The 22,911-nt window shown below is 74.4% G+C and carries 19 protein-coding genes; 9 read left to right on the forward strand and 10 right to left on the reverse strand.

All coding sequences use genetic code 11. The annotated features are described in order from the left end of the window. Positions 1-90: 90 nt before the first annotated feature. The 3 genes from AB0927_RS34355 to AB0927_RS34365 form a co-directional block, all read right to left on the reverse strand. Positions 91-693, reverse strand: a complete 603-nt coding sequence (locus AB0927_RS34355) for a hypothetical protein (RefSeq protein WP_366671726.1) — start codon at positions 691-693, stop codon at positions 91-93. A 114-nt stretch (positions 694-807) separates the two neighbouring features. Further along, positions 808-1,647, reverse strand: a complete 840-nt coding sequence (locus AB0927_RS34360) for an MOSC N-terminal beta barrel domain-containing protein (RefSeq protein ID WP_366671727.1) — start codon at positions 1,645-1,647, stop codon at positions 808-810. A gap of 43 nt (positions 1,648-1,690) precedes the next feature. Next, on the reverse strand, positions 1,691-2,131 hold the full coding sequence (locus AB0927_RS34365; RefSeq protein WP_366671728.1) for a DUF6643 family protein: 441 nt from the start codon (positions 2,129-2,131) through the stop codon (positions 1,691-1,693). A 306-nt stretch (positions 2,132-2,437) separates the two neighbouring features. Between AB0927_RS34365 and AB0927_RS34370 the strand changes: the two genes are divergently transcribed. After that, the gene (locus tag AB0927_RS34370; protein ID WP_366671759.1) at positions 2,438-3,661 is read left to right on the forward strand and encodes a TerD family protein; all 1,224 of its coding nucleotides are present in this window, start codon (positions 2,438-2,440) and stop codon (positions 3,659-3,661) included. A 7-nt stretch (positions 3,662-3,668) separates the two neighbouring features. On the opposite strand, the gene AB0927_RS34375 is transcribed toward AB0927_RS34370, so the two are convergent. Beyond that, positions 3,669-4,844 carry a glycosyltransferase gene (locus AB0927_RS34375; protein ID WP_366671729.1) on the reverse strand — a complete coding sequence of 392 codons (1,176 nt, stop codon included), beginning with the start codon at positions 4,842-4,844 and terminating at the stop codon, positions 3,669-3,671. 72 nt (positions 4,845-4,916) lie between these two features. Here AB0927_RS34375 and AB0927_RS34380 point away from each other — a divergent pair, with 72 nt between their 5' ends. The 4 genes from AB0927_RS34380 (at position 4,917) to AB0927_RS34395 (ending at position 8,600) form a co-directional block, all read left to right on the forward strand. Then, positions 4,917-5,696 (forward strand): aspartate/glutamate racemase family protein, encoded by a 780-nt coding sequence (locus AB0927_RS34380; protein ID WP_366671730.1) that lies wholly within the window; start codon positions 4,917-4,919, stop codon positions 5,694-5,696. A 118-nt stretch (positions 5,697-5,814) separates the two neighbouring features. Next, a complete protein-coding gene (locus tag AB0927_RS34385) occupies positions 5,815-6,363 on the forward strand; it encodes a hypothetical protein (RefSeq protein ID WP_366671731.1) in 549 nt (182 codons plus the stop codon). Positions 6,364-6,457: 94 nt separating this feature from the next. After that, positions 6,458-8,068 carry an apolipoprotein N-acyltransferase gene (lnt, locus tag AB0927_RS34390; RefSeq protein ID WP_366671732.1) on the forward strand — a complete coding sequence of 537 codons (1,611 nt, stop codon included), beginning with the start codon at positions 6,458-6,460 and terminating at the stop codon, positions 8,066-8,068. A 52-nt stretch (positions 8,069-8,120) separates the two neighbouring features. Next, entirely contained in the window at positions 8,121-8,600 is a 480-nt protein-coding gene (locus tag AB0927_RS34395; protein ID WP_366671733.1) for an NUDIX domain-containing protein, read from the forward strand. A 12-nt stretch (positions 8,601-8,612) separates the two neighbouring features. Here AB0927_RS34395 and AB0927_RS34400 read toward each other — a convergent pair whose 3' ends face one another. Together AB0927_RS34400 and AB0927_RS34405 are read right to left on the reverse strand one after the other, a co-directional pair. Beyond that, positions 8,613-9,017 carry a pyridoxamine 5'-phosphate oxidase family protein gene (locus AB0927_RS34400; protein ID WP_366671760.1) on the reverse strand — a complete coding sequence of 135 codons (405 nt, stop codon included), beginning with the start codon at positions 9,015-9,017 and terminating at the stop codon, positions 8,613-8,615. A 97-nt stretch (positions 9,018-9,114) separates the two neighbouring features. Continuing rightward, positions 9,115-11,067 (reverse strand): PAS domain S-box protein, encoded by a 1,953-nt coding sequence (locus tag AB0927_RS34405; RefSeq protein WP_366671761.1) that lies wholly within the window; start codon positions 11,065-11,067, stop codon positions 9,115-9,117. A 281-nt stretch (positions 11,068-11,348) separates the two neighbouring features. Between AB0927_RS34405 and AB0927_RS34410 the strand changes: the two genes are divergently transcribed. Both AB0927_RS34410 and AB0927_RS34415 read left to right on the forward strand, forming a co-directional pair. Further along, positions 11,349-12,218 (forward strand): universal stress protein, encoded by an 870-nt coding sequence (locus AB0927_RS34410; RefSeq protein WP_366671734.1) that lies wholly within the window; start codon positions 11,349-11,351, stop codon positions 12,216-12,218. A gap of 97 nt (positions 12,219-12,315) precedes the next feature. Beyond that, positions 12,316-13,032, forward strand: a complete 717-nt coding sequence (locus AB0927_RS34415; RefSeq protein WP_366671735.1) for an FAD binding domain-containing protein — start codon at positions 12,316-12,318, stop codon at positions 13,030-13,032. Positions 13,033-13,048: 16 nt separating this feature from the next. On the opposite strand, the gene AB0927_RS34420 is transcribed toward AB0927_RS34415, so the two are convergent. Next, positions 13,049-13,633: a TetR/AcrR family transcriptional regulator gene (locus tag AB0927_RS34420; protein ID WP_366671736.1), complete on the reverse strand. Its 585-nt coding sequence runs from the start codon at positions 13,631-13,633 to the stop codon at positions 13,049-13,051. Positions 13,634-13,803: 170 nt separating this feature from the next. Here AB0927_RS34420 and AB0927_RS34425 point away from each other — a divergent pair, with 170 nt between their 5' ends. Beyond that, positions 13,804-14,670: a methyltransferase domain-containing protein gene (locus AB0927_RS34425; RefSeq protein WP_366671737.1), complete on the forward strand. Its 867-nt coding sequence runs from the start codon at positions 13,804-13,806 to the stop codon at positions 14,668-14,670. Here the strand turns inward: AB0927_RS34425 and AB0927_RS34430 are convergent. The 3 genes from AB0927_RS34430 to AB0927_RS34440 all read right to left on the reverse strand — a co-directional run bounded on the left by AB0927_RS34430 (position 14,667) and on the right by AB0927_RS34440 (position 20,929). Beyond that, positions 14,667-16,673, reverse strand: coding sequence for a SpoIIE family protein phosphatase (locus AB0927_RS34430; protein WP_366671762.1), 2,007 nt, complete (start codon positions 16,671-16,673; stop codon positions 14,667-14,669). The genes AB0927_RS34425 and AB0927_RS34430 overlap by 4 nt on opposite strands. Positions 16,674-16,963: 290 nt before the next feature. Further along, the gene (locus AB0927_RS34435) at positions 16,964-19,117 is read right to left on the reverse strand and encodes an FUSC family protein (protein WP_366671738.1); all 2,154 of its coding nucleotides are present in this window, start codon (positions 19,115-19,117) and stop codon (positions 16,964-16,966) included. A 63-nt stretch (positions 19,118-19,180) separates the two neighbouring features. Further along, positions 19,181-20,929, reverse strand: a complete 1,749-nt coding sequence (locus tag AB0927_RS34440) for a carbohydrate binding domain-containing protein (RefSeq protein WP_366671739.1) — start codon at positions 20,927-20,929, stop codon at positions 19,181-19,183. A 314-nt stretch (positions 20,930-21,243) separates the two neighbouring features. Between AB0927_RS34440 and AB0927_RS34445 the strand changes: the two genes are divergently transcribed. Further along, positions 21,244-22,899 carry a sigma-70 family RNA polymerase sigma factor gene (locus AB0927_RS34445; RefSeq protein ID WP_366671740.1) on the forward strand — a complete coding sequence of 552 codons (1,656 nt, stop codon included), beginning with the start codon at positions 21,244-21,246 and terminating at the stop codon, positions 22,897-22,899. The last annotated feature ends 12 nt before the right edge of the window (positions 22,900-22,911 follow it).

Genomic DNA, 22,911 nt, shown 5'->3' on the forward strand with positions numbered 1-22,911 from the left:
GCGCCTGCCTGCGGGTTGTCGCCGAAAGCACTTCGGCCGGTCCACCGTAGCGTGTGCGCCCGGGGTGGGTTGACCACAGCCCGCCCGCGGTCAGCTGCCGGTGCCCGCCTTGCCCCAGTCCGGGCCCGCCCGGTCCCAGTCCTGCTCCCAGCGTGCGTACCGGCGGCGGACCATGCGCCAGAGCGTGAGGCGTCGTACGGTCTCGACCAGGGCCGCGACCAGCAAGGCGGCGCCGAATCCGGCCAGGACGGCATGGGTGGTCGCGGTGACGGAGTCCAGCGGGCGGGTCGTTATTCGGCCCCGCGGATCCGTCCAGAGCCCGAAGTGGTCCCCGGGGTGGGGGGACTTGAGGTCGGCGAGGACCGGGCCGTGGTGCGCGGTGCCGTCCGGCGCGGACCAGTCGGCGACGACGCGGATACGGGCCTCCCGCGCGCTGGTGGAGTCGGGATCGCTCTCGGGTGCCTTGCCCAGGGCGCGCACCACGGTGGCCCTGACCAGGTGGTGGGTGTGCTGCTGCACCCGCGCGGCACGCTGGAGCGAGTCCTGGGCGGCGGCGCCGACCAGGGCGCCGGTCGCGGGCGCCACCACGCCGATCAGCACCAGCGCCACGAGCGCCACCCACGCCTCGGCCAGATCGGTCGCGCGGCACAGCGGATTGCGTCTCCAGCGCCACAGGCCCGTGACTGCCCGCATCTCCCCACCCCCCACGTCCGCCACGGCCGGTCACGGCCGCGACGTCTCACGCGTTTCTCATCTCTCCTCAACGACCGGGTGCCACCCCAGGGTTCCCCGATCGGGAAAACCGGGCTACCGGACGCCGCCCCGCTCCAGCACCCGCACCGGGTCGCCGACCCGGACGGTGCCGCCGGTGAGCGGCACGAGGTTCTGCCCGAAGACGAGGCCCGCGTCCTTCCTGCGGTGCCGGACCAGCGAGTACAGCGGCTCGCGGCCGCGCGCGGCGGTGCGCTGGTCGGTGGTGGTCACCACGCAGCGGCCGCACTCGCGGGCCACCCGGAAGACGACCTCGCCGACGGAGACGCGCGCCCATTCGTCCTCGGCCCAGGCCTCGGTGCCGCGGACCACGACACTGGGCCGGAACCGGTTCATGGGCAGTGGCCCCTCATCGGCGTGACTGCCCTGCGCTATCAGGGAGTTGAGGGCGTCGAGCGAGGCCGAGGTGGTGATGAGCAGGGGGTAGCCGTCGGCGAAGGAGACCGTCTCGCCCGGCAGCGCGTAGTCCGGGTCCACGGGGCGGCGGGTGGCCGGATCGTCCAGGTGGACCAGGCGCACGTCCTGGTCGAGATAGGCGCTGCACCAGGCGTGCGCGTCCGCCGCCGCGGGCACCGCCTCCACCTTCTGGCCGAAGATGTTCACCGGCACGGTGCCCGCCGGTTCCGGCACCCCGACCGTCACCGCCGCCCGACCGGCCGCCGACAGCCGCACGCCGCCGCCGGCCAGGGGCTCGGCGGCGGCCAGGGCGAGGCGCGGCTGCTCCCGCTGGGTGACGACCTTCCCCCTGGCGTCGATCAGCGCCCAGCGCCGGTCCCCGGCCAGCCCCCAGGGCTCCACCGCGGCCGCTTCGGCCGTGAGGCCCTGGAACGCCTTGACCGGGTAGAGATGGATCGACTGCACTTCGGCGATTTCCATGTCGCCATCGTGCCAGGTGCCACCGACGGCGGGGGTGCCGCGATCAGTAACCCCGCTGCTGAGGGTTGTTGTACGGGTCCTGGTACGGCGCCTGCACGGGACGCGGCGCCGCCGGGCGCATCGCCTCGTAGCCGGTGCCCGGCGCCATCGGGCGCTGCTGCGGGGCCTGCGGGCCGGGGTAGCCGCGCGGGGCGCTCGCCTGCTGCGGGATGTACGCCGTGGGCGCCTGCTGCAACGGGGCGGGTTGCTGTTGCTGGGGGTAGCCGTAGGCAGGAGCCTGGGGCTGCGGGGAGGGCGCGGCCGGCAGGGCGGGCAGAGCCGACGGCAGGGCGGGCAGGTTGTTGCCCGAGTCGTAGACGCCGGGGACCCGGATCGGGGCGATCTGCGGGGTTCCCCGCTCGGCCACGAGGGAGTCGTAGATCGGGGTGTCCCGGAAGGAGGCGGAGTAGTAGCCGCCGCCATAGGTGGAGCGGGGGGAGGTCATGGCACATAAGTTAAGCCCACGATGTGCTGGTTGGGGAGACCGATAAGAGGGTTGTTTTCCGTGTCGGTGGCGACCGGGGATGCCCAATTCGAGCGAACTTACCGAAAAAGGGCAGCGGTTCACGTATAGATCATGTAAGGAACGGATCCTGTGGCAGGGTTACCGGCGGTTGACCGGCGATCTTCCCGCATCTTTCCCGTGCGGCCCGGGGGAGTTCCGTGTGGCCGGGAGCAGGCTGGGCATGCAGGGATGATCCGGGCGTCCGCGGACACCGCGGGCGGGGAGACGAGGGGGGCGGACATGTCCATGCCGAAGGGATCGAACACGCCGGTGCCGACCACCGCGCTGCGGGTCGAACTGGGCCGGCGCCACGGACCCGGGGTGCCCGACGCGGACGCCTCGGCGCTGCTGCTCGCCACCGGGAAGGTCCGCTCCGACGCGGACTTCGTCTTCTACAACCAGCCCGCGCATCCCTCGGGCGCGGTCCGCCACGAGGGCAAGCGGACCGAGGGCGCGGTCGTCACCGACACCCTGTCCGTCGACCTCGCGCGCGTGGAGGGCGCGATCGAGCGGATCGTCCTCGCCGCCTCGGCGGACGGCGGTACCTTCGGGCAGGTCCCGGACCTGTACATCGAGGTGACCGACCCCGCGACCGGCCGGCTCGTCGCCCGCTTCGACAGTCCGGGCGCGACCGTGGAGACCGCCTTCCTGCTCGGCGAGTTCTACCGCCGCCAGGGCGGCTGGAAGTTCCGCGCCGTCGGCCAGGGCTACGACAGCGGACTCGAAGGACTCGCCACGGAGTTCGGCATCACCGTGGACGAGCCGCAGCGTGCCGTGCCACCGCCCGCCCCGGCGCCCCTGACGGACGCGCCGCCGCCCCCCGCCCAAGCCGCGCCCCCGGTCCGCCTCACCAAGGTCACCCTCACCAAGGCCGCCCCCTCCGTCTCGCTGACGAAGCAGGGCGGCACCTCGGGCGTCATGCGGGTGAACCTCAACTGGCGGACCAGCCAAGGGATTTCGGGTCCGGACGCCCGCCGGGGCGGCGGCTCGGGGAACCTCGACCTCGACCTGTGCGCCCTGTACGAGCTCGCCGACGGCCGCAAGGGGGTCGTCCAGGCGCTCGGCAACTCCTTCGGATCGCTGCACCGGCCGCCGTACATCCATCTCGACGGCGACGACCGCACCGGCGCGGCGGCCGGCGGCGAGAACCTCACGATCAACCTCGACCACCGGCAGGACCTGCGCCGCGTCCTCGTCTTCGTCACCGTCTACGAGGGCGCCGCCTCCTTCGCCGGACTGCACGCCACCGTCACCCTCCAGCCGCAGCACGGCGCCCCCGTCGACTTCTCGCTGGACGAGTGCACGGTCCCCTCCACGGTGTGCGCGCTCGCCCTGATCACCAACACGGGCGGCGACCTCGTCGTCCGGCGCGAGGCCCGCTACCTCGTGCCGGAGCGCGGGGTGAGCCCGCAGCGGACCATGGACCGCGCCTACGGCTGGGGCCTGAACTGGCAGCCCGGCCGCAAGTGAGCGGTGCTCAGCCCTCGTCCGGCACCGCGCCGGGGCGGGCGTACGTCCGGCCCTTCCAGGCGGCCCCCCGGCCCCGGTAGTGCTGCACGGCCGAGTCCACCGTCATCAGCAGGTACAGGAACGCGGTGTACGGCAGCAACGGCGCGAGCCACAGCGGCTGCCGGTAGTAGCGCAGCATCGGCGCATAGGTGCCCGCCATCACCGCCCACGCCAGCGCGCCGACGGCCGCCACCGGCGCGCTGCCCGCCGGCGCGCCCGCGACCACCGCCACCGGTGGCACGAGGTACACCAGCGCGAGCCCGGCCACGGTGCCGAGCAGCAGCAGCGGGTTGTGCCGCAGCTGGGCGTAGGCGCTGCGCGAGACCATCCGCCACAGGTCGTGCAGCCGCGGGTAGGGCCGCACACTGTCCACCCGCTCGGCGAGGCCCAGCCAGACGTGCCCGCCCGCGCCCTTGACCGCGCGGGCGAGCGCGACGTCGTCGATGACCGCGTGCCGGATGGCGTCCGGGATCCGCGCCTTCTCCGCCATCCCGGCGCGCAGCAGGACACAGCCGCCCGCCGCGGCCGCCGTGCGCGAGCCCCTGCGGCCGATCCACCGGAAGGGGTAGAGCTGCGCGAAGAAGTAGACGAACGCCGGCACCACCAGCCGCTCCCACCGGCTCTCCACCCGCAGCCGTGCCATCTGCGAGACCACGTCGAAGCCGCCGGTACCGGCCGCCGCGACCAGTTCGCGCAGGCTGTCCGGGGCGTGGGCGATGTCCGCGTCCGTCAGCAGCAGGTACTCGGGATCGCGCGCGCGGGCCAGCGCGATGCCGTGCCGCACCGCCCACAGCTTGCCCGTCCAGCCCGCCGGCGGCTCGCCCGGCGAACCCACGGTGAGCGGCAGCCCGCCGTGCCGTGCGGACAGGTCCCGGGCCAGCTCCCCGGTGCCGTCCGTGCTGCCGTCGTCCACCAGGAAGACCTCGGCCCGCCCCGGATAGTCCTGCGCGAGCAGCGACGGCAGGCTCACGGACAGCACGGCGGCCTCGTCGCGGGCCGGTACGACCACGCAGACGGACGGCCACGCGTCCGGTTCCCGGCGCCGCGGCAGCCGGACGTCCGTGCGCCAGAAGAACCCCTGGCACAGCAGCAGCCAGCACCAGGCGGCCAGCGACACGACGGTGATCCACAAGAAGGCGCTCACGGGCGCAGTCTGCCCCACCCGAGCCGTTCACATGAGCGGATCGTCTATCGTGACCGGGTGAAGATCGCGCTCATGGACTCCGGAATCGGTCTGCTCGCGGCCACCGCCGCGGTACGGCGCCTGCGCCCCGACGCGGATCTCGTCCTCTCCCTGGACCCCGACGGCATGCCCTGGGGACCGCGCACCCCCGAGGATCTCACCCGGCGCGCGCTGGACGTGGCCGAGGCCGCCGCGGCCCGCCGGCCCGACGCGCTGATCGTCGGCTGCAACACCGCCAGTGTGCACGCCCTGCCCGCGCTGCGCGCCCGGCTGGAGCCCGGCATCCCGGTGATCGGCACCGTCCCGGCGATCAAGCCGGCCGCGGCCGGCGGCGGGCCCTTCGCGATCTGGGCGACCCCCGCCACCACCGGCAGCCCCTACCAGCGCGGACTCATCGCGGACTTCGCCGACGGGGTGCCGGTGACCGAGGTGCCGTGCTGGGGTCTCGCCGAGGCCATCGAACACGCGGACGAGGCGGCGATCGAGACGGCCGTCGCCGCGGCGGCCGCGCTGACGCCGGACGACGTGACGACTGTCGTCCTGGGCTGCACCCACTACGAGCTGGTCGCGGAACGCATCCGCGCCGCCGTGCAGCGTCCCGGCGCGGCTCCGCTGGTCCTGCACGGCTCCGCCGGCGCGGTGGCCGCCCAGGCGCTGCGCCGCCTCGGCGAACCGCCCGCCTCGGGGGCCCCCGCCGAGGGCACCCTCACGGTGCTGCTCAGCGGCCGCGAGGGCGGACTGCCGGCGGCGGCACTGCACTATGCCGAGGGACGACTGCTGCCCGCGGTGGGGTCGCTGGCCGACCGCAGCTGACGTGTCCGCGGCGGGCCTGCCGCGGCACGGACATCCCGGTACCGCCCCAGGGCCGCATGGGGCAGGCGCGGGCCGAGAGACGGTACCCGCGCGGGGAATCCTGAGTAACCTCGTAGTCATGAGGGACCAGCCCCGTACCGAGGACGATTTCACCCCCGAGGTCTGGACCGGACGGGCCACCAACCGGGTGCAGTGGCTGATGGCGCTGGCCGGGGCGGCCTGCCTGGCCCTGGGGATCAAGCTGGCCGTGGACTCCGCGTGGACGTCCTCCGGGACCACCGCGCTGACGATGTCCGTGGTCGGCTGCATCGCGGCAGGGCTGCTGGTCCTCTTCGGCACCCTCGCCTTCGTCCACGTGGACCTCAGGCTCGACGGGGAGTGCGTCGAGGTGCGCTGCGGCCACATCGGGCTGCCGCGCCGCCGCATCCCGCTCTCCCACGTGGCGGGCGCCGACTTCACCGCCCTGGTGACCCCGCGGCAGTGGGGCGGCTGGGGCTACCGGTGGCGTCCCGAGAAGGGCACCGCGGTGGTCGTACGCCGGGGCGAGGGCATCGTGCTCAGCCTGTGGGACGGGCACACGTTCACGGTCACCGTGGACAACGCGGAGTCGGCGGTCCGGGTGATCAGGGCACGGCTGCGGTCGATCGCCCCGGGGACGGCGGCATAGCCGCTTCCGGCGAGCGCTCGCTGCCCGCCGTGGCCGTCCGCGCCCGCCGACCGCGGCTGTCAATGCCGAGGTCAGCCGCCGTACACTCACCCGGGTGACCGTCACCGCAACTTCCGTGGACCAGTCGGACCGGATCCGGCAGTCCCCCGCGCCCGGCGCGCTCCGCCGCCGGCTGCTGCGCCTGGTCCCGGCCGTCGCCTCCGCGCTCTGCGGGGTGCTGCTCTACGTCAGCTTCCCGCCGCGCTCCCTGTGGTGGCTGGCGCTGCCCGCGTTCGCCGGGTTCGGCTGGGTGCTGCGGGGGCGTGGCTGGAAGGCGGCCCTCGGGCTCGGGTATCTCTTCGGGCTCGGCTTCCTGCTGCCCCTGCTGGTGTGGACCGGCGTCGAGGTCGGCATGGTGCCGTGGCTGGCCCTGGTCGCGGTGGAGGCCGTGTTCGTCGCGCTGGTCGGCGTGGGCGTCGCCGCCGTGTCCAGGCTGCCCGCCTGGCCGGTGTGGGCCGCGGCCCTCTGGATCACGGGCGAGGCCGTACGGGCGCGCGTGCCCTTCGGTGGTTTCCCCTGGGGGAAGATCGCCTTCGGGCAGGCGGACGGCGTCTTCCTGCCGCTCGCCGCGGTCGGCGGCACCCCGGTGCTGGGCTTCGCGGTCGTCCTGTGCGGATTCGGTCTCCACGAGGCGGCCCGGCTGATCGCCGAACGGCGCCGCTCCCACCCCGTGCGCCGTGCGGCGGCCGCCGCCGCGCTGCTCAGCGTGGCCGTGCCGGTGGCCGGCGCGTTCGCCGCGCGCGGCCTGGTGAGCGACAAGGCCGAGGACGGCACCAGGACGGTCGCCGTGATCCAGGGGAACGTGCCGCGCGCGGGCCTGGAGTTCAGCGCGCAGCGCCGCGCGGTGCTCGACCGCCATGTGCGCGAGACCCTCAAGCTGGCCGCCGACGTCAAGGCGGGCAAGGTCCCGAGGCCCGACTTCGTGCTCTGGCCGGAGAACTCCTCCGACCTCGACCCCTACGCCGACGCCGACGCCACCGCCGTCATCGACGAGGCCTCGCGGGCGATCGGGGTGCCCATCTCGGTCGGCGCCGTCGTGGACAAGGACGGCAAGCAGCTCAACGAGCAGATCCTGTGGGACCCGGTCAAGGGACCGACGCAGACGTACGACAAACGGCAGATCCAGCCGTTCGGCGAGTACATGCCGCTGCGCGGATTCGTCGGGGCCATCAACAAGGACTGGACCACCATGCTCCGCCAGGACTTCAGCCGGGGCACCGAGCCGGGTGTGTTCGACATGGACGGCGCCAAGGTCGGCCTCGCCACCTGCTACGAGGCCGCCTTCGACTGGGACGTGCGGGACACCGTGACGCACGGCGCCGAGATGATCTCCGTGCCGAGCAACAACGCGACCTTCGACCGCAGCGAGATGACCTACCAGCAGCTCGCCATGTCCCGCATCCGCGCCGTCGAGCACAGCCGCACCGTGACCGTCCCGGTCACCAGCGGCGTCAGCGCGGTCATCATGCCGGACGGGAAGATCACCCAGCGGACCGGCATGTTCGTGCCCGCCTACCTGGAGCAGAAGGTGCCGCTGCGCACCTCCACCACCCCCGCCACCGACCTGGGCGTCCTGCCGGAGACGGTGCTCGTGCTCCTCGCCGTGGCCGGCATCGGCTGGGCGGTCGGCAGCGGGCTCCGGGCCCGCCGCGCCGTCGAGGCGTAGTACACGGGCGGGTGACCGGGGAGCGCGCCCGTGGCCCGTTAAGGTCGGGGCCATGGCTACTCCCGACTTCATCCGCACCCTGCGTGCCTCGGCCGGCCGGCAGCTGCTCTGGCTGCCCGGAGTCACGGCGATCGTCTTCGACGACGAGGGCAGGGTGCTGCTCGGCCGGCGCACCGACACCCGGAAATGGTCGGTGGTCGGCGGCATCCCGGAGCCGGGTGAGCAGCCCGCGGACTGCGCGGTGCGGGAGGTCTTCGAGGAGACGGCGGTGCGGTGCGTGCCCGAGCGGGTCGTCCTGGTCCAGGCGCTGCAACCGGTCACGTACGAGAACGGGGACGTCTGTCAGTACATGGACATCACCTTCCGCTGCCGGGCGGTGGGCGGCGAGGCCCGGGTCAACGACGACGAGTCGCTGGAGGTCGGCTGGTTCGCGGTGGACGCGCTGCCCGGCCTGAACGAGTTCGCGCTCTCCCGGATCAAGCAGGCCATGACCGAGGAACCGACCTGGTTCGCCCCGGTGACCGCCGGCTGAGGCGGCGGCCGCTCAGGCACCCGTCAGCTCACGCCCCGTGACCATCTCGGAGTCGATCCGCACGAGCACGTCGTCGCGGACCGGCATCCAGGAGTCCGGGCCGTCGAGGAGCTCACGGCCCTCGGCGCCGGGCAGCAGCGAGGCGCGGCCGGTGACGACCACGCTCCAGCCGGAGCGGGTCGCCGCGTCGAACTCGTCCGCCTCGAAGGCGACCACCGCGCCGTCGATGGCACGCACGAGATCGGAGCCCGCCGAGGTGCGCAGCAGCACGGAGGAGTCCGCGTCGAGGCAGAAATTGACCGGGAGGACCGCCGGGAGCGCCTGCTTGGTGTACACGACCCGGCCGACCGGCACCCTGGCCAGCAGGCGCAGGCATGTCCGCCTGTCGAGTGCGCGAAAGTCGTTCTGGAGCACCAGGCCATCGTCTCCGCGCGGACCCGGCCGGGGTAGGGCCGGTCGGCCCTTGTCCGGGCCCTCGCGGACCGCCTCGCCTTCCGGGGCCCCGCGCGGGCGGTCACAGTTTCAGCGTGAACCAGGTCGTCTTGCCCTCGTCGGTCGGCCGTACCCCCCAGCTGTCGGCGAGGGTGCGGACCAGGAACAGGCCCCGTCCGCACTCCTCGTCCCCGGCGGCGTGCCGGGGCCGGGGCAGGTGCGGGTTGCGGTCGCTGACCTCGACGGTGAGATCCGTGGCCGTACGGCACAGCCGCAGCCCCACCGGGCCCTCGGCGTGCTGCACCGCGTTGGTGAGGGTCTCCGACAGCAGCAGGAGCGCGTCGTCGGCCGGGGCGGCACACTCCCACGAGGCCAGCGTCCGGCGCAGGAAGGCCCGACCCTCGGGGACCGAGGAGGGGACGGCGGACAGCTCGGTGGTGACGGCGGCCAGCGGCGCCGCCGGGAGCCGCGCGAACAGCAGGGTCACGTCGTCGTCGTGGCCGTCGGCGTCCGGCAGCAGCTCGGCCAGCACATGGTCGGCGGCCGCCTCCAGGTCGGCGCAGCGCGGGAAGAACGTGTCCAGGACGGTGGTGAGTTCGCCGACCCGCGCCTCGATGTCGCTGCCCGGCGTCTCGATCAGCCCGTCGGTGTACAGCACGAGCGTGGCGCCCGGAGCGATGTCGAAGCACGCCTGCTCGTACAGCACACCGCCCACCCCGAGCGGTGCGTTGACCGGTGCCGGCAGCGCCCGCACGCCCTCCCAGGGGCCGACGACGAGGGTCGGCAGATGCCCGGCGGAGCAGACGGTGACGGTGCCCGCGTCCGGGGCGATGACCAGATAGCAGCAGGTGACCAACTGGTCCGGCACGTCCAGGTCGGCGACCACGGCGTCCAGGGCCTGCGTCAACTGGCGGGGCTGCATGCCCGTCTTGGCGAGCGCGTGCGCGGCGGAGCGCAGCTGGCCCATCACGGCGGCCGCCTCCAGACCGCGGCCCATCACATCGCCGATGAGGACGCCGACCCGGCCCGCGCCCAGCGGTATCAGGTCGAACCAGTCGCCGCCGACACCGGCGCCCTGGGTGGCGGGCCGGTAGCGGCTCGCGGTGTCCAGACCGGGCAGCGCGGGCGGCGTCCCCATCAGGCTGCGCTGGAGGGTGAGGGCGATGTGCCGCTGCTGTTCCAGCAGGGCCGTCAGCTCGGCCTCCACCCGCTTTCGGTCGCTGATGTCCCGCACGATGGCGCACGCCCCGACGACCTTGCCGGCGGCGTCCCGCGTCGGCCACAGTGTGACGTCGACGTCCAGCAGCGACCCGTCCTTGGTGACCCGCAGCGTCTCGAAGTGCTCGACCTTCTCCCCCTGGCGCAGGCGTTCGAGCAACGCCCAGATGTCGTCCTGGAGTTCGGTGGGGGCGAGCAGGGAGACGTGCCGGCCGATGACCTCCTCGGCGGAGTAGCCGTACAGCTCGGTGGCGGCCGCGTTCCAGTACGTGATCTCGCCGTCCAGGGTTTTGGCGAGGATGGCGTCCTGGGAGGACTCCACGAGCGCGGCGAGTTCGTTGATCCGGGCCTCGGCCGCCTTGCGGTCGCTGACGTCGCGCACGGCGGCGGAGACCAGCAGCCCGTCCGCCGTCTCCAGCGGGCTCAGACTGATCTCGACGGGGAACTCGCTGCCGTCCTTGCGCAGTCCGTGCAGTTCGAGCCCCGCGCCCATGGGACGCACCTGCCGGTTGGCCGCGTAGCCGTCGCGATGCCGGGTGTGGTGGTCGCGGAAGCGGTGCGGTACGAGTAACTCGACCGGGCGGCCGAGCAGTTCCTCGCGGTGGTAGCCGAAGAGGGCCTCGGTCTGGGCGTTGACCAGCCGGATGGCGCCGCTGTCGTCGACGATCACCATGGCGTCCGGCGCCGCCTCCAGCAGCCCCCGGAAGCGCTCCTCGGCCGTCGACGGGCCGCCCTGCGACAAGGGGGCTCCGCACCGGCACCGCCGGGGGACCGCGGGGTCCGCCGCACAGGCCGGCTCGTCCACGCACGCATTCATATCCACCCCGCCATGTCGCTCGTGCTGCTACGGACATCCCAGCGCAACCGGCCTCCCACCGCCGTGACTTGTCGCGTCCTGGCGCAAACACGCACCAGTGATGGGCGAATCCGTACAGGACCGGTCCGCGGTCGAGCACAAGCGGTCGCGTTCGCCATGGTGCCCGCCCCAGGGCCGGTCGGCCCCGGACGGGGACCCTGAGGGCCCTGCCCCTCGGGCGGCGCGGCGACGAGGCTTGAGGCGATCCCGAACGGGATGTCCGACAACAGGAGGTGGACGTCATGTCCCGCACCGTCACCGTGGGCCTCGACGGGTCCCCCGAGAGCCGTACCGCCGCCGAGTGGGCGGCGGGTGAGGCGCGGCTGCGCGGGCTGCCGCTGCGCCTGGTGCACGTGTGGGAGCCGGTGACGGAGTCCATGGCGCAGGATCCGGTGATCGGCGTGGCGACGCGGCGGCACTGGACCGAGCGGATCCCGCGCGAGGCGGCGGAGGAACTGCGGCTGCGCCACCCGGACCTGGAGGTGCTGTCCGAACACCAGGACGGCTTCCCCGGCGAGTTGCTCGCGGCGGTCGCCGAGGAGTCCGAGTTGCTGGTGCTCGGCTCGCGGGGCCTCGGCCGGCTCGGCGGCCACCTCGTCGGCTCCGTCGGGTTCTCGGTGGTCGCGCGCGCCGGACGGCCCGTCGTCCTGGTGCGGTCCGGGTGGCGCCCGGACGGTGACGCCCCCGAGGGCCCGGTCGTCCTCGGCGTCGACACCACCGAACCGGACGACACGGTGCTCGCGTTCGCCTTCGAGGAGGCCGAACGGCGCGGGACGCCGGTGCGGGCCCTGCGCACCTGGTCCATGCCGCCGTACTACGCCTACGGTTTCGCCGCCGACCCCACCTTCGACCAGGAGTGGTCCCGCCAGGAGGAGGCCGCGCTCAGCGAGGTGCTCAAGCCGTGGCGGCGGAAGTACTCCGCGGTCGAGGTCACCGAGGAATGCGGGTACGGGAGCGCGTCGCTGCGACTGGTCGAGGCCTCGCACGGCGCCGGGCTGGTGGTCGTCGGCCGGCGACGGCGCCCGGCCTCGTTCGGCACGCACATCGGCCCGGTGACGCATGCGGTGCTGCACCACGCGACGGCGCCGGTGGCGGTGGTGCCGCACGACTGACGGTGAGGGGGCGCGTCGCTGTGCCCGCGTGAGCCCTGTACGCGCCCCCGCCCGCCCGAGCAGACTTCGGGGCCCCGAGGAAGGCAGGTCGGTCACTGTGCTGCTGCGTCTGCCCACGTCCGTCTCCGAAGCGCGGGAATGCCTGGCCGAGGGAGCCGTCCCGGTCGGCGGGGCGACGCTCGTGTGGGCCACCTGGCAGCGTGACGGGTTCCCCGAACTGGCCATGTCGCTGTGCCGGTTGCCGGAGGCCAACGTCATCGGACCCGACTCGCTCGGCGCCGCCGTGCTCCTCGGGCGGATCGACGGCCGGGTGCCGGACGTACTGCGCCTCGCGGCCGCCACGGTGGGCACCGGGGCCGTCCGCCGGACGGCGACGGTCGGCGGCAACCTCGTGGGCAGCGCGCTGCGTTGTCTGTTACCCGCCGCGCTGGTCCTCGACGCGCGGGCCACGGTGCTGGAGTCCGACGGCCTCCACGAGACGGACCTGGCCGAAGTCATCGCGAAACGCCCGGTGTTGATCGCTCTGCGCTGGCGCGTCCCGGTCGCCTGCGCCTACCGCAAGCTCCCCGCCGACGCGGGCGGCCCGCCGCCCCTCGTGGCGGCCTCCGCCCTGCACTCCGGCGACGGCGCGGGGGACGTCGTCCGCGTCGCCGTACGCGACGGTTACGACGTCCTCGTCGGCGCCGCCGTACGCGACGCCGATCCCGAGGAGACCCTCCGGTCCCTGCGCGCCACCGCCCTCGGCGATCTGCCCGCCGCCGCGTGGACGGTCGTACGGCCCCAGGTGCTCGCTCTGCCGGCGCGCGAGCGGTGACCCACCGGGGCCTGGTTCAGGCCCCGACCAGGGCGGCCACCAGGCGGGTCATGGCGGGCCGGGGGTCGGGGGTGCCGGGCCAACCGGTCATCAGGAGATGGTGGGCGGTACCGACGATCGCGAGGGCCGCGGTGCCCGGGTCGACGGTCTTCGCCACCCTGCCGAGCCCCTGTTCGGCCCGAAGATAGCCGGTGACGGACTCCTCGATCGCGGTGAAACCCGGCGCCCCGCCCTCCAGGGCGGCGCGGATGCGGGCCGCGGCGGCGGGGCGCGTCATGGCCAGGCCCGACAGGGCCGGACCACCGGAGTCGAACAGCACGAGGACGACGGCGTCCAGGTTCCGCGTCACCGTGTGCTGCCCGGCGAGCCCCGACAGCGCCCGCGCCTTCGCCGCCGTCCGCGCGAACCGGTCGAGGCACAGCTCGGCCACGAACTCGTCGAGCCCCGTGAAGTGCGCGTGCAGCAGCCCCTTGGCGCAGCCCGCCTCGGTGGTGACGGCACGGCTGGTGAGCGCGCCGGGCCCGTCCCTGTCCACGACGCGCTCGGCCGCCGCGAACAGCCGCTCGCGCACGTCCGGCGTCGCTACTCCGCGCGGTGACATGTGCCTCTTTCTTCCGTTCTCTTCTGTTCTCTTCCGTTCTCCTGCGTCCTGCCGTCCTCGGCCGCGAGGGGGCGAACTCCTCGGATGGTAACGGGGATTGCGAGTACGGGCGCGCGCCCATACAGTTTGGGCACACGCCCATTCTCCGCTGTCCACCGCAGGAGGCACCCGTGCCGGACATCGTCAACACCGAGCAGGCGCAGGCATGGAACGGCCCGGAAGGCACCCACTGGGCACGCAACCAGGACCGCTGGAACGCCGTGAACGAGGGCTTCAACGAGCCGCTGCTCGAAGCCGCCGCGATCAGCGAGGCGCACCGCACCCTCGACCTCGGCTGCGGCTCCGGGCAGACCACCCGGCTCGCCGCGCTCCGCGCACCCCGGGGGAGCGCGCTGGGCCTCGACCTGTCCGGCCCGATGCTGGCCGAGGCGCGGGCCCGCGCGGAGCGGGAGGGCATCACCAACGTCTCCTTCACCCAGGGCGACGCACAGGCGCACCCCTTCGAACCGGGCACGTTCGACGCGGCGATCAGCCGCTTCGGGGTGATGTTCTTCGCCGACCCCGTGGCGGCGTTCGGCAACATCGGCCGGGCGCTGCGCCCCGGCGGACGCCTGGCGTTCGTCTGCCCCGCCGACGCCACGCTCAACGGCGGGGTGGCGGCGCTGGCGGCACTGCGCGACATCCTGCCGTTCGGCGACCTCGGCAGGCCGGGGCTGCCCGGCATGTTCTCCCTCGCCGCCCGGGACCGCGTCCACGAGATCCTCACCGCGGCCGGCTTCACCGGCGTCACCGTCAGCCGGGTCCAGGCGTACGGGACCTGGGGGCACGGAGCCGAGGACGCGGCGGACTTCCTGCTGGGCACGGGCCCCGGCGGCCATCTGATGCGACAGGCCGACGCCCCCGCGCGGGACCGCGCCCGCCGCACCCTGACGGACCATCTGCGCCCCCACGAGACGAAGAACGGCACGGTCCGGCTCCCCACCACGTCCTGGCTGGCCACGGCGGTGCGCCCGGCCGGCCCGTCGGACACCCCCTAGGACCCCAGCGGCAGCACGCGGGCGATGAGGAGGGCCACGTCGTCGTGGCCGGCCGGATGCCGGAGTTCCCGCAGCAGCCGGTCGCAGGTCTCCTCCGGGGGGTGGTACGGCGGGGCAAGCAGCCGGAGCAGCTCGGCCAGCCGGGCGTCGATCGGGTCGTCGCGCGTCTCGACCAGGCCGTCGGTGTAGAGGACCAGTTGGTCGCCGGGCCGCAGGGCGAGCGTGGTGGACTCGAAGGGCACGCCGCCGACGCCCAGCGGGGTGCCGGTGGGCAGGTCGAGAAGCCGCGGCGGCCCGTCGGACGGGATCAGGACCGGCGGCAGGTGACCGGCGGAGGCCGCCTCCAGACGGGCCAGCCGGGGATCGTGCACGGCGTACACGCAGGTGGCGATGTAGGGGTCGAGGCCGAGGGTGATCCGGTCGAGGTGGGTGAGGACCCGCGCCGGGTCGAGATCGAGGTCCGCCAGCGTGGAGGTGGCGGTGCGCAGCCGGCCCATGGTGGCCGCCGCCGGGATCCCGCTGCCCATGACGTCGCCCACCGCGAGGGCGGTGCGGTCGCCGTCCAGTGCGATCACGTCGTACCAGTCGCCGCCGACCTCGCCGATCGCCTGCGCCGGCCGGTACCGCGCGGCGATCTCCAGGCCCGGATGGCAGGGCGAGAGCCGGGGCAGCAGGCTGCGCTGGAGGGCCTCGGCGGTGCTGCGGGTGTGCTGGTGCAGGACGGCGTTGTCGATGCTCAGAGCGGCCCGCGAGGCGAGTTCGCAGGCCAGCGCCAGGTCGTCCGCGTCGAAGGGCAGCGGGTTGCGGGCGCGGGCCAGGCCCATGACGCCGATGCACTGTCCCCGTGCGATCAGCGGCACGGCCATGTCGGTGTGCACACCGGCCTGGGCCAGCAGCCGGGCGGCCACCTGGTCGGCGGCCACGCGGCCGACGTCGCCGCTGTCCAGGTGGGTGATCAGCACGGGGCGCCCGGTGCGCACGCTCTCGGCCGCGGGGTGGCCCGCGTGGTAGACGGTGAGCCGGCCGGGCGGCACCAGCGCCCCGGCGGCGTCGGTGGGGTAGGCGGTCTTCACCGCCAGCGCACGGAACAGCGGAGGGCCCTCGCCCGGTTCCGTGCGGCCCGTGCGCAGCATGCTGTCCAGCAGGTCCACCGCGGCCATGTCGGCGAGGTCGGGCACCAGGACGTCGGCCAGCTCCCGCGCCGTGCGCTCCACCTCCAGGGTGGTGCCGATGCGCGCCGAGCCGCCGGCGATCAGCCGCAGCCGCCGCTGGGCCCGCTCGGCCTCCTGGGCCGCGCGGTAGCGGTCGGTGACCTCCACCGCCACCGTGGCGATCCCCAGGGTGTGCCCGTGGTGGTCCTCCAGCCGGTACAGCGACGTCATCCAGGCGTGATCGTGGCCCGGGTCGGCGGCGGTACGGCCCACCACCTGCCGGTTCACCACGGGGGTCCCGGTCTCCAGGACCTCGCGCATGCGGGCCTCGACCGAGCGGAACGCCCGGTCGGGAAGCAGCTCGCCGAAGTGCCGGCCGACGTGGTCGGCCTCGGGCACGCCGTGCATGGCCGCCAGGGCCGGGTTGACGGCCACGTAGCGCAGATCGGTGTCGAGGACGGACAGCCCGATCGGGGCCTGGGTGACCAGCCGGGCGGAGAGGGCGGCGTCGCGCTCCACCCGGCGCAGGGTGGAGCGGTCGGTGGCCAGCCCCAGCGCGTAGTGATCGCCGAGGTGGTCGGTCAGCCGCATGTTGCGGAACTCGACGATCCTGGTGCCGCCGTCCTTGTGCCGCACCGGGAAGGCCCCCGCCCAGCCCCGCCCGGTCTCCATCACCTCGGCGAACAGCCGGATCGCGGCCTCGCGGTGCTCGGGGCGCAGCAGCAGGGGCGCCGCGTACTGCCCGACGGCCTCCGCGCGGGCGTAGCCGAACAACTCCTCGGCCTGAGGGCTCCACATGTCGATCCGGCCGTCCGCCTCCAGGAGCACCGCGGCGACACCCAGCAGATCCATCAGCCCGGTCGGCTCGACGGCCTGGTCGGCCTGGTCGGCCTGGTCGGCCTGGGGCTGCACGGACTGTTCGGTCTGGGGCCGCGCGGGCTGTTCGGTCTGGGGCCGCGCGGCGTGCCGCGCCCCGGTCCGCGCCCTTCCGGGCTCGTCCCGGTCCGGGTGCCGCGTCCCTCCGCTCATCCCATTCGCTCCTTCCGCCGGCCAGCCCGGCCGGCGCCGTACGGGGGAGACCGGGCCGGGCCTCCCTTCACGCCTACCCGTGGATCGGGGATCCCCGCAGCGGTCCGGCGGGGTCAGTGCGGGGGAGGCGGTCCCCCGCGGGCGACTCTGGACAGATCGGCCATGAGGGAGTCCAGCCAGGACACGGTGGCGTAGTACAGCCTCGGCGCCCCGGGTGGTTCCGCGTCGGCGCCCGCGAGGGTCCGGGCGAGGCGGGGCACCGGGGCCGCCGGGGTGTCGCCGCCGGGGTCCAGTGCCGCCGAGAGCAGGAGCATCCGGCCGGCCACGCGGTCCCCGAGCGCGCTGACCGTCGCGGCCGCCGGGCCGAGGCCGGTGCACGGCGGCTCCAGCAGCCGTTCCGAACCCCACAGGGTGTGGTGCCCGGCCATCAGCGCCGCCTGCCAGTCCACCCCGGGCAGCGCCGGCCCGCGCCCCCTGCCGCCGAACGGTGTCGGCTCGCTCTGGAACTGCCCGTACGCGGACTCCGCGAGGATCACCGCGTGCTGGAGCGAACGATGCCCGGGCATCCCCGCCGGAACCGGCACCGGTCCCCGCCGGGCCACCGAGGCACTGGTCGCCACCACGATCTCGGCCGCCCTGCGCAGCAGTTCCGCCGCCGCGAACCGCAACTCGTCATGGGCGCCGCGGGGCCAGGCCAGCAGCCCGAAGACCGCGCCGATCGCGCTGCCGACCAGCACGTCGAGCAGTCGTACCTCCGCGAGCCGCCAGGTCGGCGGGGCGAGCTGGGCGAAGACCAGGGCGACCAGCACCGTGAACAGGCCCTGGGCCCAGCCGACTCCCTTGACGGGCCCCACCGTGAAGGCGAACAGCATCCACAGGGGGAGGAGGACGGCGTAGACACCGGTGTGCGGGCCCACGAGGGCCAGCGTTCCGCCGGTCACCAGGGCGCCGGCCAGCGTGCCCGCGAGCGCCGCCCGGATGGTGGTCCAGGTCTCGTCCATGGTGGTGCGAGTGAGGGTGAGCGTCGCCAGCATCGCCCAGAAACCGTGGGGCAGCGTGTCCACGCCGGCCACCAGCCGCGCCGCCGTGAGTGCCAGGGCGATGCGCACGGCGTTCTGGAAGAACACCGACCGCCGCCCGGCGTGCCCGCGCACCCGGTGCCACCACAGCGCCGGGGCCCGGGCGGCCGCGTACCAGAAGCGCTCCGGCGGCCCCACCGCCCGGGCCCGCCGGCCGTGCACCGCCAGATCGGCAGCCGCCCCCATCGCCAGCGCGGCATCGGCGACCTCCAGCACGGCCGCGTGCCGCCGCAACACGTCCGGCGCGGGCGTGTTGGATTCCCCTGGTGGGGTCGCGGACCGGGCGGACAGGACGGCACGGACCGCGGCCAGCTCCCGGTACTCGGCCAGGGGCGAGGCGCCCCCTCGGAGACAGGCCGCGGTGGCGCCGGCCAGCCGCGCGACCGCGTCGAGCACGGCGGTGACGGCGGCGTCGGGCGGGGCACCGCCCTCCGGGAGGGCCGTGAGCCGGGGCAGCCTGCTCAGCAGCGCCCGGGTGGCCAGACCCGTGTGGGACAGGGCGCGCTCCCGTACCCCGGGGCCCGCCGGACGGTCCGCCTCGGGCACGGTCAGGGAGCGAAGGCGGCGGCCGGCTTCACGGGCGGAGCGGCCCTCGGACCGGGAGAGCGAGTACGGCGGGGCGGCGAGCAGGGTGGTGCAGCGGGCCGCGACGGCGGCGGCGTGGGCGGCGCGTTCCCGGTACGGCGGCGGGGCGGGCTCGGGGAAGAGCAGGGCCTCGGCGAGGACGAGCAGGGCCATGCCGGTGGTCGTGCCGACCAGCCGGTCGCCGAGCCGGGCGGGGTCGTAGGGCGGGAACGACGGAAGGATGTAGAGCAGTTGCAGTCCCGGCGCCGCCCCGGCCGGACGCGGGCCGCCGACGGCGGAGAAGGCCAGCAGGAAACCGACCACCAGCATGCCGGTGACGGCGCTCCAGGTCCGTACCGACAGCCATGTCCCGACGATCACCAGCAGCCAGCCCACCGGGATCAGCCGCAGCACCACCGCGGCGCGCTGCCGCCCGGTGCCCGGGATCCTGGCCAGCCCGCCCAGCGCCACCGCGGCGAACAGGGCGTACGTGGCGGCGACGGGGCGGTCGAGGCCGTAGCGGAAGAGGTAGAAACCGGCCGCGGCGACCACCGTCACCTGGATCGCCCGGCGCCCCGGGGCGGCGTACGGCGCCGGGAGCCGGACGACGGGAACACCAGACACCTCTCCAGGCTCACGCATCACCGCGCGCCCGGCACCCGCGGGCACCGGGCGCGCGGCCGGGGGTCAGCCGAGGGCGAGATCGTCGGCGTAGACGTCGCCCTGGCCGTACCAGCCGTGGACGTACACGGTGATGGCACCGCTGGTGCCGGTCGTGAAGGAGACCTTCAGCTGGTTCCAGCTCGAACTGTTCGACCAGGTGCTGGCGGTGGCGCCGCCGCTGACGCCGAGGTAGGCGTAGGGGCCCTGGACCCAGCCGGTGAGCGTGTAGCTGTGATTGGGGGACAGGGTGACGGTCTGGTCGCACTCACCGGTGCCGCCGGAGTCGGGGGTGATCCGGAGGGCGTGACTGCCCGAGTGGACCGGCGTGGAGACCACCGTGCTGCCGCCGGCGCAGGTCCAGGGGCCGAGGCTCCCGGTCTCGAACCCGGCGTTGGCCGGCGAACCCCCGCCGCCACCGCCCCCGCCGCCGCTGGTGGTGACGGTGAGCGTGTAGGTCGCGCTGTGGGTGCCGCCGGTACCGGTACCGGTGCCGGTGACGGTGATCGGGTAGGTGCCCGCGGCCACGGACGAACCGACGGCCGCCGTCAGCGTCGAGGTGTTGCCGGAGGTCACCGAGGCCGGGCTGAAGGAGACGGTGACGCCGGAGGGCGCGCCGGAGGCGGCGAGGGCGACGGACTCGGCGCTGCCCGAGGTGGTGGCCGTGGCGACGGTCGCGGTGGCGGAACCGCCCTGGGCGACCGAGGCGGAGCCGGGGGAGAGGGACAGCGAGAAGTCACTGCTCGTGCCGCCGCCCCCGCCCCCGCCGCCCGAACTGCCCTCGTACGGGACGAACGCGTCCGTGAACGCCAGGCTGTTCTGGCCGATCTCGCTGCACGTGGGCAGGGAGTTGGCGTTTCCGCCGCACGGCTGGTCCCGGTTGACCGACCAGAAGGCGAGGCGCCCCACGCCGTTCTGCGCGGCGAAGTTCTCGACGGTCTGGGCGTCGGCCAGGGTGAACGTGGAGCCGTCGTCGTTCTTGCCGATCATCGGGGTGATGCCGAGGTTGGCGTAGCCGTACCCGGAGTCGACGGACCGCATCTGCGCCAGCGTGGCCTTGGCGGCGTCGATCGCGCCCTGGCCCATCTCGGTGCCGGTGCCGGCGTAGTAGTCCATGGCCATGATGTTGACGACGTCGATCTTGACGCCCGCGTTCTCGGCGGCCTTGATGATGTTGACGCCGTCATTGGTCAGCCCGCTCGTCAACACCGGCAGGGTGACGGAGAACTGGAGACCGGGGTTGGCCGCCTTGAGGTCCTTCATCGCCTGCATCTGGCGGGCCGCGGCCGCGGTGTCCGCGACGGCGGCGCCCTCGATGTCGAAGTCGAGCTGGGTGACGCCGTAGTCGTCGACGAGGGCCTGGTACCCGGCGTCGATGCTGCTCTGGGTGGTGCAGGTCCAGGCGAGCGGCAGACCGCTGGCGCCGCCCGAGGAGATGATCACGGAGGCGCCCTCGGACTTGGCCCGGGCGATCTCGGGATCGGTGTAGGAGTCGTTGCCGACGGGGAGGGTGTCGCCCCAGACCTGGTTGCAGCCCACGCCGAGGACGAAGGCGGCGGTGTACGCCTTGAGGTGGTGGCCGGTGATGGCGGTGTCGAGCAGGCCTTCCTGACCGTTCGACATGTCGACGTAGGGGGCGACGGAGTAGACGCTGCCGCCCGTGGCGCTGTTCGTCGCCGCGCTGCTCGCGGGGGCGAGGGCGACGGCCGCGCCGGTGGCCGCGAGCGCGAACGCGCAGGCGGAGGCCGCGAGTCTGCCGAGTCTTGCCAGGTGCATGACAGTGAGCCCCTCTCGGGGATGCCCCTGGGGGCATGGGTGGTGGGGTGGTGGTGCCGTGCACGGCGGGGATGTTGGTACATACCAAACCGCCGCCGACTCACCCCGTCAAGAGGACTAGACCAACTTCGACGCTGTGAATCCCCGGGCGCCGGGCCCGAGTTGGCCGCACTGTGCCCTTGTGTCCCCGTGCCGCGAACCCGGCGCCGGAAGCGGCCGGAAACCGGCCCCCGGACAACTGTTATCCGGGCCGCTTCGAACGGTCTCCCAGTCGTCGGGAACAATCGTTCGGCGTCGAGGACGGGAAACATCTGATGAGCACACGGCACACGGACGCGGTGGAGACGGCGGCCCTGGTGACCGCGGCCCGCGAGGGTGACGCGGCGGCACAGGACGCCCTGGTCAGCGCCTACCTTCCACTGGTCTACAACATCGTGGGGCGGGCGCTGAACGGCTCCGTGGACGTCGACGACGTGGTGCAGGAGACCATGCTGCGCGCCCTCGACGGGCTCGGCGGGCTGCGCACTCCCGAGCGCTTCCGCTCCTGGCTCGTCGCGATCGCCATGAACCAGGTCCGCGACCACTGGCAGGCCCGGCGGTCCGCGCCCGCCGCCGTGGAGGAGGCGCACGACCGGGCCGATCCGGGCGCCGACTTCGTGGATCTGACGGTGGTGCAGCTCCAGTTGTCCGGCCAGCGCCAGGAGACCGCGCACGCCACGCGCTGGCTGGAGCCCGACGACCGTGGGCTGCTGTCGCTGTGGTGGCTGGAGTGCGCCGGCGAGCTGACCCGCGCCGAGGTCGCCGCCGCCCTGGAGCTGACACCCGAGCACACCGCGGTCCGCGTGCAGCGGATGAAGGCCCAGTTGGAGGCGGCCCGGGTGGTGGTACGGGCCCTCGACGCGCGGCCGCGCTGCGAGGAACTGCGGGTCGTGCTGACCGCCTGGGACGGCAGACCCTCGGCGCTGTGGCGCAAACGCGTCGCCCGGCACGCCCGCGGCTGCCCGCGCTGCTCCGGCCTGTGGAGCGGACTGATGCCGGCGGAGGGGCTGCTGGCCGGTCTCGCGCTGGTCGCCGCCGCGCCCGCGCTGCTCGCCGCGCTGCGCGCCGCCCCGGACGGGATGGCGCCGGTCGCGGCGGCGTTCGACACCCCGGCCGGAGCGGGCGGCCCGGGGACCGGCGCCGGGGCCGGACGACGAGCCGCGCGGGGCCGCTCGGGCGGGCGCGGCGCCGCGCGCAACGGCGCCCGCGGCGCGTCCCGCCGGCGCAGGCGCGCCCGGCGCCGGGCCGTCGGCGGCGTCGTCGCGGCCTGTGTCGCGGGCGGCGGACTGTGGTACTTCGGCCTGGACTCCGGGCCCGGCGCCGACAGCACGAGCGCCGACCGCACCGCGGGCGCCTCCGTGGCGGACCTCTCCACGCCGAGCGCCGTGCCCGCCCCCCCGTCGCCCACGCCGTCCCCCTCGAAGTCCGCGAAGCCGGAGCAGTCGAGGAAGGCGGCCGCCAAGAGCCCGAGCCCGACGCGGAAGAGCACGCCGACACCGCGTCCGGCCACCCCGACGGCCCCGGCGCGGACCACCGCGCCGCCGGCCGGCGACACCGTCAGCCAGGTGGTGGCGCTGGTCAACAAGGAGCGCGCGAGCGCCGGTTGCTCCCCGCTGACCGAGGACCCCCGGCTCCAGCGGGCGGCGCAGGCGCACTCCGACGACATGGCCGCGCGCCACTTCTTCGACCACGTCGACCCGGACGGCGCGGACCCCGGGAAGCGCATCACCGCCGCGGGTTACCAGTGGTCGACGTACGGCGAGAACATCGCCCTGGGCCAGCAGACCCCGGCCTCCGTGATGGACGCCTGGATGAACAGCCCCGGCCACCGCGCCAACATCCTCAACTGCTCCTTCAAGAACATCGGCGTCGGCGTGCACAAGGGCACGGGCGGTCCCTGGTGGACCCAGGACTTCGGGGCCAGGATGTGACGCCGCCCGGGT

Origin of the sequence: Streptomyces sp. NPDC048106 (assembly GCF_040706415.1) — a bacterium.
Lineage (GTDB): Bacteria > Actinomycetota > Actinomycetes > Streptomycetales > Streptomycetaceae > Streptomyces.